Origin of the sequence: Mycobacterium uberis, from assembly GCF_003408705.1 — a bacterium.
Taxonomy (GTDB): Bacteria; Actinomycetota; Actinomycetes; order Mycobacteriales; family Mycobacteriaceae; genus Mycobacterium; species Mycobacterium uberis.
The window spans coordinates 1-17,248 of the sequence record NZ_QAYL01000023.1; the positions used below are offsets into that span (position 1 = coordinate 1).

The 17,248-nt window shown below is 60.2% G+C and carries 16 protein-coding genes and 2 pseudogenes; 9 read left to right on the forward strand and 9 right to left on the reverse strand.

Features of this window, described 5'->3' with window-relative positions; genetic code table 11:
- Positions 1–135 precede the first annotated feature (135 nt).
- The gene (locus tag MUBE_RS11685) at positions 136–1,242 is read left to right on the forward strand and encodes a branched-chain amino acid aminotransferase (RefSeq protein WP_116540650.1); all 1,107 of its coding nucleotides are present in this window, start codon (positions 136–138) and stop codon (positions 1,240–1,242) included.
- A 67-nt stretch (positions 1,243–1,309) separates the two neighbouring features.
- Here the strand turns inward: MUBE_RS11685 and MUBE_RS11690 are convergent.
- The 3 genes and pseudogenes from MUBE_RS11690 to MUBE_RS11700 form a co-directional block, all read right to left on the reverse strand.
- Positions 1,310–2,010, reverse strand: a pseudogene (locus MUBE_RS11690) (adenosylcobinamide-GDP ribazoletransferase); the annotation flags it as partial.
- Positions 2,007–3,089, reverse strand: coding sequence for a nicotinate-nucleotide--dimethylbenzimidazole phosphoribosyltransferase (gene cobT, locus MUBE_RS11695; protein ID WP_165849839.1), 1,083 nt, complete (start codon positions 3,087–3,089; stop codon positions 2,007–2,009). The gene cobT and the pseudogene MUBE_RS11690, both read right to left, overlap by 4 nt.
- A gap of 86 nt (positions 3,090–3,175) precedes the next feature.
- Positions 3,176–3,811: a DUF3043 domain-containing protein gene (locus MUBE_RS11700; protein ID WP_243633030.1), complete on the reverse strand. Its 636-nt coding sequence runs from the start codon at positions 3,809–3,811 to the stop codon at positions 3,176–3,178.
- A gap of 397 nt (positions 3,812–4,208) precedes the next feature.
- Between MUBE_RS11700 and MUBE_RS16380 the strand changes: the two genes are divergently transcribed.
- The 3 genes from MUBE_RS16380 to MUBE_RS11710 all read left to right on the forward strand — a co-directional run bounded on the left by MUBE_RS16380 (position 4,209) and on the right by MUBE_RS11710 (position 5,480).
- Positions 4,209–4,373, forward strand: a complete 165-nt coding sequence (locus MUBE_RS16380; RefSeq protein WP_207801702.1) for a hypothetical protein — start codon at positions 4,209–4,211, stop codon at positions 4,371–4,373.
- Between the two features lie 220 nt (positions 4,374–4,593).
- Complete coding sequence (locus MUBE_RS16385; RefSeq protein WP_207801703.1) at positions 4,594–4,779, forward strand: hypothetical protein; 186 nt, start codon at positions 4,594–4,596, stop codon at positions 4,777–4,779.
- 344 nt (positions 4,780–5,123) lie between these two features.
- On the forward strand, positions 5,124–5,480 hold the full coding sequence (locus MUBE_RS11710) for a HesB/IscA family protein (protein ID WP_116540653.1): 357 nt from the start codon (positions 5,124–5,126) through the stop codon (positions 5,478–5,480).
- A 35-nt stretch (positions 5,481–5,515) separates the two neighbouring features.
- Here the strand turns inward: MUBE_RS11710 and MUBE_RS11715 are convergent, their stop codons facing one another.
- The gene (locus MUBE_RS11715; RefSeq protein ID WP_165849837.1) at positions 5,516–6,157 is read right to left on the reverse strand and encodes an Rv0361 family membrane protein; all 642 of its coding nucleotides are present in this window, start codon (positions 6,155–6,157) and stop codon (positions 5,516–5,518) included.
- 187 nt (positions 6,158–6,344) lie between these two features.
- Here MUBE_RS11715 and MUBE_RS11720 point away from each other — a divergent pair, with 187 nt between their 5' ends.
- The gene (locus MUBE_RS11720) at positions 6,345–7,319 is read left to right on the forward strand and encodes a carbohydrate kinase family protein (RefSeq protein WP_116540654.1); all 975 of its coding nucleotides are present in this window, start codon (positions 6,345–6,347) and stop codon (positions 7,317–7,319) included.
- A 37-nt stretch (positions 7,320–7,356) separates the two neighbouring features.
- Here the strand turns inward: MUBE_RS11720 and asnB are convergent, their stop codons facing one another.
- Entirely contained in the window at positions 7,357–9,339 is a 1,983-nt protein-coding gene (asnB, locus tag MUBE_RS11725; RefSeq protein ID WP_116540655.1) for an asparagine synthase (glutamine-hydrolyzing), read from the reverse strand.
- Positions 9,340–9,555: 216 nt separating this feature from the next.
- Between asnB and ctaC the strand changes: the two are divergent.
- The 4 genes and pseudogenes from ctaC (at position 9,556) to MUBE_RS11745 (ending at position 12,816) form a co-directional block, all read left to right on the forward strand.
- A pseudogene (ctaC, locus tag MUBE_RS11730) lies at positions 9,556–10,634 on the forward strand (aa3-type cytochrome oxidase subunit II).
- Between the two features lie 8 nt (positions 10,635–10,642).
- Complete coding sequence (locus tag MUBE_RS11735) at positions 10,643–11,062, forward strand: cytochrome c oxidase subunit 4 (protein WP_116540657.1); 420 nt, start codon at positions 10,643–10,645, stop codon at positions 11,060–11,062.
- Positions 11,063–11,245: 183 nt separating this feature from the next.
- The gene (locus MUBE_RS11740; protein ID WP_116540658.1) at positions 11,246–12,172 is read left to right on the forward strand and encodes an MmpS family transport accessory protein; all 927 of its coding nucleotides are present in this window, start codon (positions 11,246–11,248) and stop codon (positions 12,170–12,172) included.
- Entirely contained in the window at positions 12,172–12,816 is a 645-nt protein-coding gene (locus MUBE_RS11745; RefSeq protein WP_116540659.1) for a DUF2561 family protein, read from the forward strand. The genes MUBE_RS11740 and MUBE_RS11745 overlap by 1 nt, the downstream gene beginning before the upstream one ends.
- 55 nt (positions 12,817–12,871) lie before the next feature.
- Here MUBE_RS11745 and qcrB read toward each other — a convergent pair whose 3' ends face one another.
- From qcrB to ctaE, 4 genes are read right to left on the reverse strand one after another with little or no spacing between them, the layout of a single operon-like run.
- Complete coding sequence (gene qcrB, locus MUBE_RS11750) at positions 12,872–14,527, reverse strand: cytochrome bc1 complex cytochrome b subunit (protein WP_116540660.1); 1,656 nt, start codon at positions 14,525–14,527, stop codon at positions 12,872–12,874.
- Positions 14,524–15,708, reverse strand: a complete 1,185-nt coding sequence (gene qcrA / locus MUBE_RS11755; protein ID WP_116540661.1) for a cytochrome bc1 complex Rieske iron-sulfur subunit — start codon at positions 15,706–15,708, stop codon at positions 14,524–14,526. The genes qcrB and qcrA overlap by 4 nt, the downstream gene beginning before the upstream one ends.
- Complete coding sequence (qcrC, locus tag MUBE_RS11760; RefSeq protein ID WP_116540662.1) at positions 15,705–16,568, reverse strand: cytochrome bc1 complex diheme cytochrome c subunit; 864 nt, start codon at positions 16,566–16,568, stop codon at positions 15,705–15,707. The genes qcrA and qcrC overlap by 4 nt, the downstream gene beginning before the upstream one ends.
- A gap of 28 nt (positions 16,569–16,596) precedes the next feature.
- Complete coding sequence (ctaE, locus tag MUBE_RS11765) at positions 16,597–17,208, reverse strand: aa3-type cytochrome oxidase subunit III (RefSeq protein ID WP_116540663.1); 612 nt, start codon at positions 17,206–17,208, stop codon at positions 16,597–16,599.
- Between the last annotated feature and the right edge of the window lie 40 nt (positions 17,209–17,248).

Below are 17,248 nucleotides of genomic sequence, written 5' to 3' on the forward strand. Positions count from 1 at the left end.
GATCAACTCACACAACCCATCGACCCACACCACAACCCACACCACCACACCCCACATAAAACAAAACCACACAACACTCAACAAGATGCTTGAGGACAGCAAAAACCATTCGAACACACACATACAATTGGCCCCATGACCAGCGGCTCTCTTGAGTTCACGGTGTCCCGCGCGGCACATCCAGTGACCGATGCGGAACGTGAAGCGATCCTGGCTGAGCCGGGTTTCGGTAAATACCATACCGACCACATGGTATCGATCGATTACACCGACGGCCGGGGTTGGCACGATGCGCGGGTCATCCCCTACGGCCCGATTAAGCTGGATCCATCCGCGATCGTGCTGCACTACGCGCAGGAAGTTTTTGAGGGGCTTAAGGCATATCGCTGGGCGGACGGCTCGATTGTGTCGTTTCGCACTGAGGCCAACGCGGCCCGGTTGCGTTCGTCGGCGCGAAGAATCGCGATTCCCGAACTGCCGGACGAGCTATTCGTCGCATCCCTGTGTCAGCTCATCGCTGTCGACAACGCTTGGGTGCCTCGAGTCGGCGGCGAAGAGGCACTTTATCTGCGGCCATTCATCTTCGCGACCGAGCCGGGACTGGGGGTCCGGCCAGCCAAGCAGTATCGGTATCTGCTGATTGCCTCGCCGGCCGGGGCGTATTTCAAGGGTGGTATCAACCCCGTCGCCGTCTGGGTGTCGACGGAGTACGTGCGGGCTAGCCTCGGCGGCACCGGTGCAGCCAAGTTCGGCGGCAACTACGCCGCTTCACTGTTGGTCCAGGCTCAAGCCGCCGACAACGGATGCGATCAGGTGGTATGGCTAGACGCCGTCGAGCGCCGCTTCGTCGAGGAAATGGGTGGGATGAACATCTTCTTCGTGTTCGGCAGCGGTGGGTCGGCACGCTTGGTCACCCCGGAGCTTTCCGGATCGCTGTTGCCCGGGGTCACGCGAGCGTCGTTGCTGCAGTTGGCTGTTGATGCTGGATTCAATGTGGAAGAGCGCAAGATCGATATCGATGAGTGGCAGAGTAAAGCCGCCGCTGGCGAAATCACCGAGGTTTTTGCCTGTGGCACCGCCGCCGTTATTACTCCGGTCTCGCGGGTTAAGTACGGCGATATCGAATTCACCATTGCCGATGGCGCACCGGGTGAGGTGACTATGGCGCTACGTGACACGCTGACCGGAATCCAGCGTGGCACCTTTGCCGACACCCACGGCTGGATGGCCCGGCTGGGCTAGCAGGTTCGATGCCGGCTATATATTGATTGCGCCAACCCTGTGAGTAATCATAGCGTTCACCATCGTAAGTAGTGAGTTTGATCGCGGCGTTCAGTACGTCACTGTTCATGCTCCCAAACTGGCGCACGCATTGCGCGACTAGGGCCGCGCCGCAGTATATCGCTAACAGCGCCGGGATTTGGCCTCTGTCATGGCAGCGGGCCTGCCGGCAGCGAAATGATCAGTAGCACCACGTACTAGACCAGCACCACCGGAATGGGTTGGATACCGGGGAACCGCACACCTAGGGTACTGCCATCGGTAGTTGGCACCGATCGGTGACACGCCAGCGCCGCGGTGACCCGGCCGGCAACCACAGCTAGGACGATGGCCGCCGCGTTCAGCATTGAGGACACCAGCTCCTGCACCGTGATTGCTACTACGACAGCCGCCATCCTGAATGGTCCGGTCGACCCGTCGCGCATCATCGCAAGCGCAAACTGCGGCGGCCCGTAGCAGTCCAGCCTGTCAGCCGTATCGGCAACGGCGTCGATGTGCAAGCCGCGAGTTGTGACCAGCAGTGCTGCTACTGGGAGCAATCTGAATAACGCTCTGGACGGGCCGAAGACAAGTGCGTTGCCCCGTGATTACGGCTGCGGCCAGCGCGCCCAACATGGCGTCAACCATCGGCAACGCGGTTATCGCGCCACGACCCATCGGGTGCTGTCCGGCCCGCGGCACAGGGGTAGCTGTTTCGAAGGTGAAGGCCGTTGCCAGCGAATGCATCACGGTGAGGTAGCTGGTCGATGGCCGGTGTTAGACGAGATGGTGGGACCGGCCACACCAGCGTCTGCGAAGGTCATCATTGACGACAATGCGGCTACCGCGGCGCGCAGCACCGGTAACGCTGCCGTAGCGCCGGTGCCTTCACCCAGTCGCATGCGCAGGTCCAGAATCGGGTCCAAGCCCAAAGCCGCTAAAGCCAGGTCATGACCCGGCTCGGTGGATCGGTGACCGGCCTGCCACCACTGCCAGGCGCCCGGTGCCAAGCGCTCGGCGACTAGTGCGGCCGCCGTCACCGCCATGCCGTCAAGTAGAAGCGGGGTACGCCGTACCGCTGCCTGTGCACAGAAGCCCGCTATCGCGGCTAGATCCGCTCCGCCGCAGCAGCGCAGCAGCCCGACCGGACTGGGCAAGACCAGCCGTGTCCGAAACAGGGCATCGCGTACCGCGGCTGTTTTGCGTGCCCAGCCAGCGTCGTCGATCCCCGTTCCGGAGCCCACCACGGCGACCGGTTCGGTGTTCGTCAACGCCGCCACCAAAACCGCTGCTGCGGTGGTGTTTCCAATTCCCATGTCGCCGGCGATGAGCAGGTCAGCGCCGCAGTCGACTTCTTCGTCGGCGATGTGTTGACCGGCTGTGATCGCGCGGGAAGTCTCGTCCTCGGTTAACGCGTCCTGGATCGCGATATTGCCGCTTCCGCGTCGTATCTTGTGTGCGCCGATTTGAGCCGACAAAGTGTCTGCGTCGACAGCCAAATCCGCTACTCGTACCTCCGCGCCAGCGATATCCGCTAGTGCATTGATTGCTGCCCCGCCGCGGTCGATGTTGGCCACCATCTGGGCGGTCACTTGCGGCGAGTACGCCGACACCCCGTACTGGGCGACACCGTGGTCACCGGCGAACACCACTATCCGAGCACGCTGGAATTGCCGTGGCGGACACTGGCCCTGGCACGACGCCACCCAGGCCGACAGGTCTTCGAGACGACCCAGCGCGCCATGTGGCTTGGACAAAGTGTCCTGGCGAGCGCGGGCAGCGGCTGCGGCGCGGCCGTCGGGCGGCGACACTGGTGCGAATTCCATCAGGTTCTTGGTGCTTTGATCGGTACTGTTTGCCCAGTTGGCCCTCGGGTTAACCTCATCGTCGTGCTGAGATGGCCTTCGGGCGATGTTTAACCGACACTGCTGCCGCGTTCGACTTGGGGCCGGGGCGCGCGCAGCCGGCGCATTTGGGATGCCCGACCGACGGCGTACAGGCCTAGCTTCCACCGGCTTTCGGTGTTGGACGGAAACTTCGCATCGACCAGTTTGTTGACCTTGCGGCCCAAGATGATTCCGTCGATACTCATTACGGCCATCAGCACCAGCATCGCTGGAGATATGTACAGCTGCAACTGCAGAAGCCCGAACATGGTAAATAGCAGAGCCAGTGCTAATGGCATGAACAGACCGAGTGCGTTGCGCCGAGAATCCACGACATCTCGGACATAGCGGCGTACCGGACCCTGATCACGTGGCAGCAGGTATGCTTCTTCACCGGCCATCATGCGCTCTCGGCGATCCGCAATTCGAGTCCGGCTGGCGGCTCTCTCGGCCTTCCGCTCTGCACGGCTGAACTTGGGCCGGGCCAGTGACTTGCGCCGAGCCCGTGCCTCGGAGGCAGTCGTTGGCGCCGGCGCAATCGGCCCTTTTTTCGTGTGGCGTCGATCAGCGTCGTCGCGCTTCCGGGTGGGCCGGCCCTTGGGGGCAGTCATACTCGACCCGCGTGTTTTTGGGGAACTAGCCCCCGTACTCGTGCCGTCGTCCAATGTCGCCGGTGCCTCGGTGTCCTGTTCGTGGCTCTTCTTCCGACCCCGTAGTTTCACGGTCGTCAGGTTACTTCGCCGGCGGGTGGCATTGGAATGCGCCCGTATTGTGCATGCACCAGTGTCACTTGACCCTACTCAACTATGCTTAAGTGTGATTACTATCTTAATGGTGTGATGAACGCTTAATGGTGTGATGAACGGCTGCCTGTGATGGACGGCTTGATAGCCTCGGTCCTGATCCCAGCGGACTTGTGCTAGGCTGAATTCACCAGTATGCGCATCTCGAGCAGCAGGACCGAGTCACCTCTGGGCGATCGGTTACTCGTTCCGCTCCAGTTTCGACGGCGGCCCCGGTTTTGTCGAGGCACTGGCCAGTCAACTGAGCGAGCTGTGGGGGTTGCGGGTTTCTGGAGTGCTGGATGCCCTGGTGGACGCCGAGTGGCGTGTTCTATGCCGGTTCGTCAACCGCGCGAGCCTGGGGTGTGAGCAGACGTGTGATCTGGTGTTGCTGAGCGGTCCGTCCCCACTGGAGACCGTGCTGTCGGCGTACAGCATGGGGTAGGGTAGCCCCTTGCCGAGGCGCTGCAGGCTGGGGCGACGCGGATCATCGTCGGTTTGAGAGGCGCTGAGTACACCGACGGTGGACAAGGACTAATTGCTGAGCTCGGCGGCCGTCGACAGCTAGCCGACATCGAATATCCGCTGTTGGAACCGTGGGACGCGGCCGGGGTGTTTGGGCCGCATAAGAGTGCGTACACGACTACCGGAGCAAAGCTTGAAGTTTGCCCGAGACGTGTGTGCTCGAAATGGAGGACGCGGCCGGACGCGATGTTAGCGCCGCACCAGGTGCCGACATCGGTGGTAATATTAGTGCCGCGCTGTTTACGCTAGATGGCCGGTGCAAGTCCGGCGTGGCAATCATCGCCGACATACCCACTTGGCCGACGGCCTTGCCGCGGCCGAGCTGATTGTCATTGGCTAGGGCCAGTTTGACGAGCAGTCTCTGCGGGGAAAGGGAAAGGCAGTTGGCTCACTCGCCGACGTGGCCGGTCCTCTGGACATTCCGGTTGTCGTAGCTGGCTGGGCAAGTGTGCCTGGAGAAGTCCGCGTCTAGGTTAGCGGGTACTACGATTGCCTTATCGATTGTCGAATACACTGGCTCAGTGCTGCTCGCACGGGCCGACGCGGACAACCAGCTCATGGGTTGGGTGTATGTTGTCGCGGAGTGCCTCGGGAATAGCGGCGTTGCAAGGTACCGTTAAGGCAATAGGCTAGCGAACTCACCCAAATAATGACGCATGTAGGAGAAGCAATGACGGTGCAGAACGAGTCAAGCGCCAAGACCCATGGGGTGATCCTGACCGATGCCGCTGCCACCAAGGCGAAGTCACTGTTGGATCGAGAGGGACGTGATGACCTGGCGCTGCGTATTGCGGTTCAGCCGGGTGGATGTGCAGGGCTGCGCTACAATCTTTTTTTCGACGATCGGACGCTGGACGGTGATTTTACCGCTGAGTTTGGTGGTGTGACCTTGACGGTGGACAGGATGAGCGCACCTTATGTGGAAGGCGCTTCGATTGATTTCGTGGACACCATCGAGAAGCAGGGCTTCACCATCGACAATCCTAACGCCATTGGCTCCTGCGCCTGCGGGGATTCGTTCAACTGACTTGACTTTAGGATGTGGCTCGGTCCCATATCCGGCTAGTGCGAGCTCTTGGTGCGCAGCGTGTACGAGCACACTAATATTTCATTACGCTGATACAGTAACTGCGCCACGCCTTGTAGCTGCCCGTGCATCGGACCTCCAGTGGCTGGCGATGCCCGAATAGTGAATAGTACCTGCGCCTGATAAGGCGACCAGTACACGATCTTGTCGATCGAGGTCAGCTCGACCCGGGAGAACTGCTTCCGGAACGCGTCGCTGCTAAGCCGTGCCAATGCCTGGTCGGGTCGCCGGTCGCGAACGGCGTCGTAAATACCGCACAGCGCGTTGCGGGCGATAGTGTCGGCATCGCGCTGTTCCAGCGCGTCTAGATACCCTTGAATCGCTGTTTTGGTTGTCGCCTCGGAGAATGTGCCGCCGGTTTTCGACCCGTTGGTGCGAACTCCGTAGACAATCGCTACTGTCATTGCGGCTATCAGCGCGATAGCCACCAGCGCGCTGATGATCAGCCACTTTGGCCGTCGTCTCGGGTACGACACCGGCGGTGGCAGTATCCCGGGATAGGTGGGCGTCGCGTCGTCTACATGGATGGCAGATTGAGTCGTTGCGAAGGCGGTGTCGGTATAAGGCGGTAGTCCGTCAGTGCCGACAGTAGGATTCGGCGTATGCGGACTGGCCATCGTGGTTCTCCTGCGGTGGTGGACGGGGCGACGAGCAGTTGCCGCTCAACATTGGGGTTTAGGGTAACCAGACGAGCCTCCCTAGGCAGGCTAGCGCAACACCTGCCCGCGGCCGTGGATGCATCGGAGCCTAGCTATCCGTGGGTAGGTTAAATGACTTGATGAACGAAATGAAGGGTAAGGCCTGGTGACGATCGTTGTAACCGGTTCGATTGCGACTGACCATCTGATGCGGTTTCCGGGTCGATTCTCCGAGCAACTGCTTGTTGACAATCTGCACAAGGTCTCGCTTAGTTTCCTGGTCGATGACCTGGTAATTCATCGGGGCGGTGTGGCCGGAAACATGGCTTACGCGATTGGCGTACTAGGCGGTGACGTCGCACTGATCGGTGCGGCCGGCAACGACTTCGCCGACTATCGCAATTGGTTGCAAAGGCACGGAGTCAACTGTGACAGCGTGCTGATCTCCGAAACTACGCACACGGCGCGTTTCGTTTGCACCACCGACCTGGACATGGCCCAGATTGGATCGTTCTATACCGGTGCCATGTCGGAGGCCCGCAATATCAAGCTAGCCGATGCGATCGCAACCATCGGCACACCGGAGTTGGTGATCATCGGGGCCAATGACCCGGCCGCCATGCTGGGGCACACTCAGGATTGCCGCAAGCTCGGACTGGTCTTCGCTGCTGACCCATCCCAGCAGCTAGCGATGCTATCTGGCGAGGAAATCCGTAGCCTTATCGATGGTGCTACCTACTTGTTTACCAACGATTACGAGTGGAATCTGCTGCTGTCCAAGACTGGCTGGTCGGAGGCTGATGTGATGGCGCAGATCCAACTGCGGGTGACCACACTGGGCGCCAAGGGCGTGGACCTGGTACAGCGCGACGGTATCTGTGTGCACGTCGGTGTGGTGCCTGAGACAAGCCAAGTTGATCCCACCGGCGTTGGTGACGCGTTCCGGGCCGGTTTTCTGACCGGACGCAGCGCCGGTCTGAGCCTGGAGCGTTCGGCACAGCTGGGATCGTTGGTCGCGGTGTTGGTGCTGGAGTCGACTGGCACTCAGGAGTGGAGCTGGGACCGCGATATTGCCGCGACCCGGCTAGCCGGCGCTTATGGGGAGGAAGCGGCCGCCGAGATAACCGCTGTGCTTTCCTAGTGCACTAGCCCGGCAGGGCTAACTGAGGCCGAGCTAGTTACAGCTGCACCGGATAACATGGCTCGCTGATCTGTGGCACCACGCTGTGTTCGATGAAGATGGCATGCCACAGCATAAAGATCAGCACCGTCCACAGCCGGCGACTGTGATCGCTGGTGCCACGTCGGTGCTCGTCGAGCATCCGGCGCACGGCGGCTAGGTTGACCAGATGTTCGGTCTGCGACGAGTCCACCGTTGCGTACGCCCACTCCAGCAGTTCGCCGGCGCGCAGCCAATGCCGGATCGGAACTGGGAACCCGAGCTTGGGTCGGTGCAACACGTGTGCCGGGACGATGGGTTCCAGTGCACGTCGGAGCGCGTATTTCGTGGTGGTGCGGGTGATCTTGGCTGGCACCGGCAACCGGGATGCTACAGCGAATACTTCGGGATCAAGGAACGGCACTCGCAGCTCTAGCGAGTTGGCCATAGTCATCTTGTCAGCCTTGACCAAAATGTCGCCTCGCAACCAAGTGAACAGATCAATGTACTGCATGCGGGCCACGGGGTCCCAGCCGGCTGATTCAGCATACAGCGCTGCCGTGACATCGGTGTGGGTCCAGTCCGCACGGAACCCCGGTAGCACAGCTCGCAACTGCTCATCCGAGAAAATGCGGGCGTTGCCATAGTAGCGCTCTTCGAGCGTGAGTGATCCGCGGTGTAGCAGGTTCTTGCCACGCATGCCTTTGGGCAGCGGTTTGGACAATTTGCCCATCGAGCGTCGTAATGGCCCGGGCAGGTAGTTAAAGGGCCTCAACGACAGCGGCTCTCGGTAGATCGTGTAGCCGCCGAACAGCTCGTCGGCGCCCTCGCCGGACAGCACCACCTTGACGTGCTTGCGTGCTTCGCGGGCGACAAAGAACAACGGAACCAGGGCTGGGTCGGCAACCGGTTCGTCAAGGTACCAGACGATCTCTGGTAGGGCTGCGACGAACTCGTCGGGGGTGACCACCTTGGCGATATGACGCGCGCCGATCGCCTCAGCCGAGGCCGCCGCCACGTCGATCTCGGAGAATTCCTCATGCTCGAAGCCGGTGGTAAACGTAATCAGATCCGGATTGTGTCGAATCGCCAGCGCAGCGATCGCCGTGGAGTCGATACCGCCGGACAGAAATGCGCCGACAGTGACGTCGGCGCGCATGTGCTTGGCCACGGAATCCGCAAGAGCCGCGGCAGTTTCGTCGTAGAGGGTCTGCTCGGTGTCACTGGTGATTGGGGTGGCGGCAAACCGTGGCACGAAGTAACGGGTGATCACCGGCTCGAGTTGTTCGGGACGGATCCGGGCGTAGCAGCCCGATTCGAGTCGGCGCACCCCACGATGCAGCGTCTCGGGCTCGGGCACATACTGCAGGACTGTGTAGTGCTGCAGCGCACGGACGTCAATCTGCGTGTCGAATCCGGCCATGTCGGCTAGGGCAAGCAGACACTTCTTTTCGCTGGCCACTGCGGTGCCGCCGATGCCAGTCGCCATGAACAGCGGCTTAATCCCGAAGGGGTCGCGGGCACAGAACAATTCGCGGGTAACGGTATCCCACAGCGCGAAGGCGAACATGCCGCGTAGCCGCGTTAATACCTCGGTGCCCCAGTAATGGAAACCGGCGGCAATAGCTTCACCGTCTCCGTCGGTGGCGAAAGCAGCCCCGTGCCGGGTAGCCAGCTCGTCGCGCAGCTCTAGATAATTGTAGATCTCGCCGTTGAATACCAGGAAGTAGCGGTCGGGTGTCTCCGGTGGCCCCCACCGCAGCGGTTGATGCGAATGCGCGATATCGATGATGGACAAGCGGTTAAACCCAAACGTAACGCCTCCCGAGGACCCGTCGATGTTGGAGTCGGACCAGGTGCCTGGCTCGTCAGGCCCGCGGTGACGCATTAAATGCCCCACACGGGCAATGGCATGATCGGCCTGAAGAATGTGATCGTTTCCGCACGAGCCGGGGCCATCAGCGCGGGCCGCTGCCACCACGAACGCCAGCAGTCCACACACGGCGCTCCAGTATGCCGCATTCGACTAATGTTCGTGGCTGTCGTTCCGTGCCTCCTGGGGTCCGACTAGCCGGCTGTTTTGGGGCCCCGCATCGTAGCTTGGGCGAGTGCCGTGGTTTACGCTGCGTAGTATTTGACATCTGAGTTAGCTGACGAATCCCGCCTCTAAGCGGGTCAGCCCCGAATCGGCCCAGCTTGTGATACAGGAGGCGCTAAAGTGGCAGTTCACGAGCTAGTCCGTTCGCAACGTGTCGGTTGGAGTGTCTCTCGTCGTCTTCGACCGCTGGGTCTGGTTGGGGTACTAGGTGTACTGGCGGTCACCCTGGGAGGATGCAGCTGGTCGGACACGTTGGCCATGGGCTGGCCGGAAGGAGTCACCCCGGAAGCTCACCTCAACCGACAGCTGTGGATCGGTGCGGTGGTCGCCTCACTGGTCGTCGGTGTCATTGTGTGGGGCCTCATCTTCTGGTCAGCTATCTTCTATCGGAAGAAAACAACCGACCCCGAGTTACCGCGCCAATTCGGCTATAATATGCCCCTGGAGCTGGTGTTGACAGTGACGCCGTTCCTGATCATTTCGGTGTTGTTCTATTTCACCGTGGTCGTGCAAGAGAAGATGCTGTACCTCGTCAAGGATCCCGAAGTCGTCATTGATGTCACGGCTTTCCAGTGGAACTGGAAGTTTGGTTATCAGCGAGTTAATTTCAAAGACGGTACTTTGACGTACGACGGGGCCGATTCGGCCCGCAAAAAGGCCATGGTCTCCAAGCCGGAGGGCAAGGACCCCCGCGGTGAGGAGCTTGTCGGGCCTGTGCGTGGACTCAATACTGAAGACCGAACCTACCTGAACTTCGACAAGGTCGAAACCTTGGGCACTACCACTGAAGTTCCGGTGCTGGTGCTGCCTGCCGGCAAGCGCATCGAGTTCCAATTGAACTCCGCTGACGTGATCCACGCGTTTTGGGTGCCGGCGTTTTTGTTCAAGCGCGACGTCATGCCCAATCCGGCAGCGAACAACTCCGTCAATGTTTTCCAGGTCGAGGAGATCACCAGGACTGGGTCATTCGTCGGCCATTGCGCCGAGATGTGCGGTACATATCACTCGATGATGAACTTCGAGGTTCGAGTGGTCGTGCCCAATGACTTCAAGGCCTATTTGCAGCAACGGATCGACGGAAAGACCAATGCTGAAGCATTGCAGGCGATCGCTCAGCCTCCGCTCGCGGTGACCACCCACCCTTTCGATACCCGCCGCGGACAGTTAACCAACAGCCAGTAGGTAGTCTCCCAGGTTAGGATACGCAATGCATATCGAAGCGAGGCTATTCGAGTTTGTCGCCGCGTTCTTCGTCATAACCGCGGTGCTGTACGCTGTGCTGACTTCGATGTTCACCACTGGTGGTGTGGAGTGGGCCGGCACCACCGCGCTAGCGTTGACCGGTGGCTTAGCGTTGATCGTTGCCACTTTCTTTCGTTTTGTGGCTCGTCGGCTGGATACCCGACCCGAAGACTACGAAGGTGCTGAGATCAGTGATGGCGCAGGGGAATTAGGGTTCTTCAGCCCGCACAGTTGGTGGCCGGTCCTAGTCGCCTTATCGGGCTCGGTGGCAGCGGTCGGTATTGCACTATGGCTGCCGTGGTTAATGGTTGCCGGGGTTGTGTTCGTTTTAGCCTCGACAGCCGGGTTGGTCTTCGAATACTACGTTGGTCCGGAGAAGCACTGATCGGCACCGGAGAAGATCACAATCAGGGCATCAGTTGATTCGTGGGTAGTTCGCCAAGACTTGTTTGCCCTGCTCAGTTAGGTAGGGTTGCCGAGGCAGGATGAGAATCTTCCCAGCGCGCACGCAACGATGTAGTCGCGCGGACCCGTGCGTAGGTGATGCAGTTGGACAGGGTAGGCAAACATGAGCGGGCCGAATCCTCCGGGACGGGAAAATGAAAAACCCGATTCCGGCAACGCGCTCAGCGACGAAGTGGACTCCCATAATGGCATGGAGTCCGTTGACGAATTAGTACCCTTGCCTGATAGCGATGTCGTAGCAGCGAGCGACCAAACCAGCGAGACTGACGTGTATTCGCAGGCTTATTCGGCTCCTGAGGCCGAGCATTTCACCAGTGGCCCGTACTTGCCGGCTGATCTCCGACTCTATGACTACGACGATTACGACGAGTCATCGGTCGATGATGAGTCGGGTGCTCCGAGCTGGCCGTGGGTAGTCGGCGTTGCTGCCATCTTGGCTGCAATATCACTGGTGGTTTCGGTGTCGTTGTTGGTCACGCGTACCGGCACCAGCAAACTTGCTACCCCAGTTACTAGCCGGTCCACACCGCCGGTGCAGGACGAAATCACGACCACCAAGCCGCCATCGCCACCTTCACCCAGCACGGAGACCTCGACAGCTACGGAGACGCAGACAGTGACGGTAACGCCCTTGCTACCACCGCCGATGATAAGCACCACGGCTCCACCGCCACCGGCTCCACCGCCACCGGCTCCATCGCCACCGGCGGTGGAGCCTCCGCCGACGACGCTCACGACTCCGGCTACGACACTGGCTGGTCCGCGGCAAGTCACCTATTCGGTGACGGGCACCAAAGCGCCGGGCGACATCATCTCGGTGACCTACGTTGATGCCTCCGGTCGGCGACGAACCCAGCACAACGTCTATATCCCGTGGTCGATGACCGTTACGCCGATCTCGCAATCCGACGTCGGCTCGGTTGAGGCATCCAGTCTCTTCCGGGTCAGTAAACTTAACTGCTCGATCACGACGAGCGACGGAACGGTGCTTTCTTCGAACAGCAACAACTCACCGCAAACGAGCTGTTGATGGTGAGCAGGTATTCGGCGTACCGGCGTGAGTCGGACACCATTCCGCCGGACGTCATCGATCGCATTCTGGTCGGGGCATGCGCGGTAGTCTGGCTGGTGCTGATAGGGGTGAGCGTAGCTGCGGTCGTCGCACTGGCGGATTTGGGTCGCGGTTTTCACAGAATGGCGAGTAACCCGCACACCACCTGGGTGTTGTACGGCGTCATCGTCGTCTCCGCGTTGGTTATCGTGGGGGCGGTGCCAGTACTGTTGCGGGCTCGCCGCATGAATCGGGTTGAGCCGTTGGCTCGACCGGTCATTGTGCCGGCGCGCGGGGGAGTCAGACCGCAGGTCAGCGCCAGGCGTTCCACAGCACGCATTGAGGTCGGGCGGGTACACGCGGATAAGGCTCAGACAGTCGCACAACCCGGCGAGTGGTTTGATGCGGCAGTGGACCGGATCTGGCTGCGGGGTACGGTCGGATTGGCTGGTACAATGGGGACCGCACTGATCGCGGTCGCGGTGTCAACCTATCTGATGGCTGTGGGTCGTGACGGCGCGTCGTGGGTTGGTTACGGGCTCGCTGGAGTCATCACGGCGGCGATGCCGGTGGTTGAGTGGCTACATGTGCGGCAATTACGTCGTGTGGTTGACGCGGATTAGCAGGTGTTTTTTGCGCGGCGTTACGCGGCGAGCTCGAAAAGTTCTGGTTGTTCAATTAATGCTCGCCGCGCTTCCTATTCGAGGAACTGACGATGCTGTCCTGGTGTTCGCGCAATGCAATAAGTGCACGTTGTTCGGTGGCGTGTGTTGCTTTGCGCAGTGCTACATCCTCGGACGCCGGATCTGCGAACAAGAAGCTGCCGTTGCCGGGTGATCCGGCTGAGCCCAGCTTGTTCATCCGCTTGGGAACAGCGGCACCCTGATACTCGAGTGGTATCGGGTGACCGTGGTCGTCAACCGGGCCGAGTGGCTGGTGTAGCTCAATGTATGCCCCATGCGGTAGCCGTTTGATGATGCCGGTCTCGATGCCATGTTCGAGCACCGCCCGGTCACTGCGCTGCAGCCCGATGCACCACCGATAGGTGATGAAGTAGATGAGTGGCGGAAGAATCACTATGCCGATGCGTCCGATCCACGTCGTCGCGTTGAGCGAGATGTGGAATTTCAACGCGATGATGTCGTTCATCGCCGCGAGTGTGAGCACCATGTAGAAAGCGATCGCCATGGCTCCGATCGAGGTGCGCACCGGGGCGTCGCGCGGCCGCTGCAGCAAGTTATGATGCGCATAGTCGCCGGTGAACCGCTTCTCCAAGAACGGGTAGGCAATCAGTAGGACAAATACCAGGCCCATGATCACTACGACCCACACCGGTGCGGGTATGGTGTGGTGCCAGAAATAGAACTCCCAGGCAGGCCAGATGCGGGCTAAACCCTCGGTCCACATCATGTAGAAGTCTGGCTGTGAGCCGGCTGACACCTGTGACGGCTTGTAAGGGCCTAGATTCCAGATCGGGTTGATCTGTAGCAAGCCGCCCATCAGGCCTAACACGCCCACGATGGCTGCGAAGAACGCACCTGACTTGAACGCAAATACCGGCATTACTCGCACGCCGACGACGTTGTGCTCGGTGCGGCCGGGTCCGGGGAACTGGGTGTGCTTCTGGAACCACACCAGCGCCAGATGCAGCCCGATCAGCGCCAGGATGAGCCCCGGGATCAGCAGGATGTGCAGTACGTAGAGTCGGGGGATCAATATGCTGCCGGGGAAATCGCCCCCAAACAGGGCCCAGTGTAGCCAGGTCCCGATCACCGGTATGCCCAGCGTGATCGACGACAGCGCGGCCCGTAAGCCGATGCCTGACAGCAGGTCGTCGGGCAGCGAGTAGCCGAAGTAGCCTTCAAACATGGCCAGGATCAGCAGTAGAGAACCGATCACCCAGTTAGTCTCGCGGGGCCGCCGGAACGCTCCGGTGAAGAAGATGCGCGCCAGGTGCACCATGATCGCCGCGGCGAACATCAATGCTGCCCAGTGGTGGATCTGGCGGACGAACAGGCCGCCCCGGACCTCGAAGGAAATGTCTAGCGTTGATTGGTATGCGCGGGACATCTCGACCCCGCGCAGTGGTTGGTAAACGCCGTTGTAGGTAACATCAGTCATCGAGGGGTCGAAGAACAGCGTTAGGTACACCCCGGTGAGTAGCAGTACGATGAAGCTGTACAGTGCGATCTCACCGAGTAAGAACGACCAGTGCGTTGGGAAGACCTTGTTGAGCTGCCGGCGCAGCGCTGCCGACGGGTGATACCGTGTGTCGATGTCTTCAGCTTGACGGGCCAGGACATAACCGATATCCGGGATGAATTTTGGACTCATGTTGTGCGCTCCCAGAATGCTGGTCCGACGGGCTCGACAAAGTCACCGTTGGCAACTAGATACCCACCTGCGTCGATGGTTATAGGCAGTTGCGCTAACGCGCGCGCTGCCGGACCAAATATCGGCTTGGCATACTGCAGCGCGTCGAACTGCGACTGATGACATGGGCACAGGATTCGGTAGGATTGCTGTTCGTATAGCGAGGACGGGCAACCCAAATGCGAGCAGACCTTGGTGAAGGCGAAGAACTCGCCGAAGTTGAAGCTCTCCTGACCTCGGCGTTTGATCACACGAGTCATATCACTGGGCCGGATGCGGATGAGCATTACCGGGTTGCGGATACCCATCTTGATCGCTGTCAGCTTCTCGTGTGATTCTGTGGTGGTGCCGTCGCCGTCAGACTCCCGCCACGGGAAGACGGTCTCCATCCCACCGGCGTCGATGTCTTCCGGACGCATCCGGATAAACGGTGCTCCTGAATGCGAGCCGGTAGCTCTTGCCAGGTAGATCGTCTCGCCGTGGTAGCGCGGGGTCCAGCCCGAGGTCCAGAGCACGGCCTTCATCCCATTCTCGGTGGGCACGACCGGTTTCCATGGATTTTTGATGAGGCCACCAATAAACGCCACTAACGTGCTAAGACCAAGAGCACCCAAGCCCACACCTAGCGACAATCCAACTAGCTTGCGGCGTCTGATCGTCGAGCCCTCAAAAGCGTCGGTCAAGTTCGCCACGACCGTCTTGCGGTCGATCTCGCGAGACGCGCCGTCATGGCGTTCTTGGATCGAAATCTCTTCCGGTATGAACCTCTTCTGAAACTGCACCGCGCCGATAGCAATCGCCAGGATGCATAGACCGAAGGTCAGACCATATAGCGGGGTGGAAATAGTGTACAGGAAGCTGTCCGCGGTCCCTTTGGGTTTGTACTCCCATGGCCAGAACAGGAAGATCAGTAGCAACGCCAGACCAAATGCGCCCCCCAGCAAAAACCAGCAGGCTATCCTACGCTCGGTGCGTTTTTCCGCTTTGGTGCCCTCGACCGGCCAGCGATGCCCCTTGTAGACGGTGTCGACACCGTCCAGCTTGCCGCCCAGGGTGACCAGCTCCTCGCGTGACATCGTCCCTAGCGCCACTTCGTTGAGCTCCTGGGAAACCTTGGCGCTGTCTTTCGCCTTTGTACTCATGTTCGTACCCCAATCCACAATGCCAGCCCGATCGCGGCGACTATCCCGATGATCCAGATCGCCATACCCTCCGGTGCAGGGCCGAAGCCACCGAGGCCGTAGCCACCCGGCTGACGCTCTTCGACGACGGCCCGCACGTAGCCTATGATGGCTTTCTTTGCTTCGAAGGAAAGTTGGCGGTCGGCGAACTTGGGCATGTTCTGCGGGCCGGTCAGCATCGCGGTTAGGATTTGTTGTTCGTTGGCGGGTCCGAGATCGGGCGCGTACTTACCGGATGACAGTGCGCCGCCCTTTCCGGTGAAGTTGTGGCACGATGCGCAGTTAAGTCGAAATAAATCGCCGCCGCGGGCCAGGTCGGTACCGCGTAGCGATTGCATCGCGATACTGCCGTCGGGGTTACGCATCACGGTCGGCCCACCGCCGTTGGCCTGCACGTAGGCGCTGATCGCGTCAACTTGTGACTCGTCGAAAATAGGGTCTTTACGCGCTGCCTGGGCCTCACCGCGCATGGCGGGCATTCGACCGGTCGATACCTGGAAGTAGGCTGCCGCTTCACCAACACCAATCAGGCTCGGCCCGTGGTCGGGTACGCCTTGTAGGTTAGCCCCGTGACATGACACGCAGGAGGTGTCGAATAGCTGCTTGCCGGTACGCAACAGCGCCGACGACGACTCGTCAGCGACGGCCACTTGCGGAGTGGGGGTCAGCACCGCGGCAACCCCGCCTGCGGCGGTCAGTGCTATTAGGAGCAGCAGGCCTCCCGATAAGCGGCGGCGCAGCCACCGCCGCGGGCGGTCACTGCCCCGCTTTTGCGGCTGGCTGCACCGCCTCTCGGATCGAGTGAAACCCAGTTTCTTCAACCGATAACTCCTGTTCTGGGCTGCCGGCTCATCGGATAAAATAGATCACGGTGAACAGTGCGATCCACACGATGTCAACGAAATGCCAGTAGTAAGAGACGACGATGCTCGCGGTCGCCTGCGCCGGCGTGAACTTGCTCATCCGAGTGCGGGCCAGCAAGAAAATGAAAGCAATCAGGCCCCCAGTGACGTGCAATCCATGGAAGCCAGTCGCTAGGTAGAACACACTGCCGTACGCGCTAGCGGGAATGGTGGTGCCATGGGTCATTAAGTGGTAGTACTCGTAGCTCTGGCCGAGGACGAAGAACAGGCCCATCAAGAAGGTGATTACATACCAGCGGCGCAGTCCGAAGACATCGCCACGCTCAGCCGCGAATACCCCCATTTGGCACGTGAACGAGGAAGCGATGAGTACCAGCGTCACAGGGACGGCTTGGTAGAGATTCAGTTCGGTCGGCGCCGGCGGCCATTTTCCGTCGGCTTGAGCACGCGCGGTGAAGTACATCGCGAACAGTCCAGCAAAGAACATCAGCTCACTGGAAAGCCACACTATGGTGCCGACACTGACCATGTTGGGTCGATTCAGCGAATGTACTCGCGACGCAATTGCAGTACCCGAGGTGCCCACAGCGCTCGTCACATCCGCAAGTATGGCGCTTTGTAGTTGTCGAGCTCTACCC

Bases quoted from the DNA above. Each gene is read 5' to 3' on its own strand.
- MUBE_RS11685 (WP_116540650.1), top strand. From the start codon at position 136: ATGACCAGCGGCTCTCTTGAGTTCACGGTGTCCCGCGCGGCACATCCA.
- MUBE_RS11710 (WP_116540653.1), top strand. From the start codon at position 5,124: ATGACGGTGCAGAACGAGTCAAGCGCCAAGACCCATGGGGTGATCCTG.
- MUBE_RS11715 (WP_165849837.1), bottom strand. From the start codon at position 6,157: ATGGCCAGTCCGCATACGCCGAATCCTACTGTCGGCACTGACGGACTA.
- MUBE_RS11735 (WP_116540657.1), top strand. From the start codon at position 10,643: ATGCATATCGAAGCGAGGCTATTCGAGTTTGTCGCCGCGTTCTTCGTC.
- MUBE_RS11740 (WP_116540658.1), top strand. From the start codon at position 11,246: ATGAGCGGGCCGAATCCTCCGGGACGGGAAAATGAAAAACCCGATTCC.
- MUBE_RS11745 (WP_116540659.1), top strand. From the start codon at position 12,172: ATGGTGAGCAGGTATTCGGCGTACCGGCGTGAGTCGGACACCATTCCG.
- qcrB (WP_116540660.1), bottom strand. From the start codon at position 14,527: ATGAGTCCAAAATTCATCCCGGATATCGGTTATGTCCTGGCCCGTCAA.
- qcrA (WP_116540661.1), bottom strand. From the start codon at position 15,708: ATGAGTACAAAGGCGAAAGACAGCGCCAAGGTTTCCCAGGAGCTCAAC.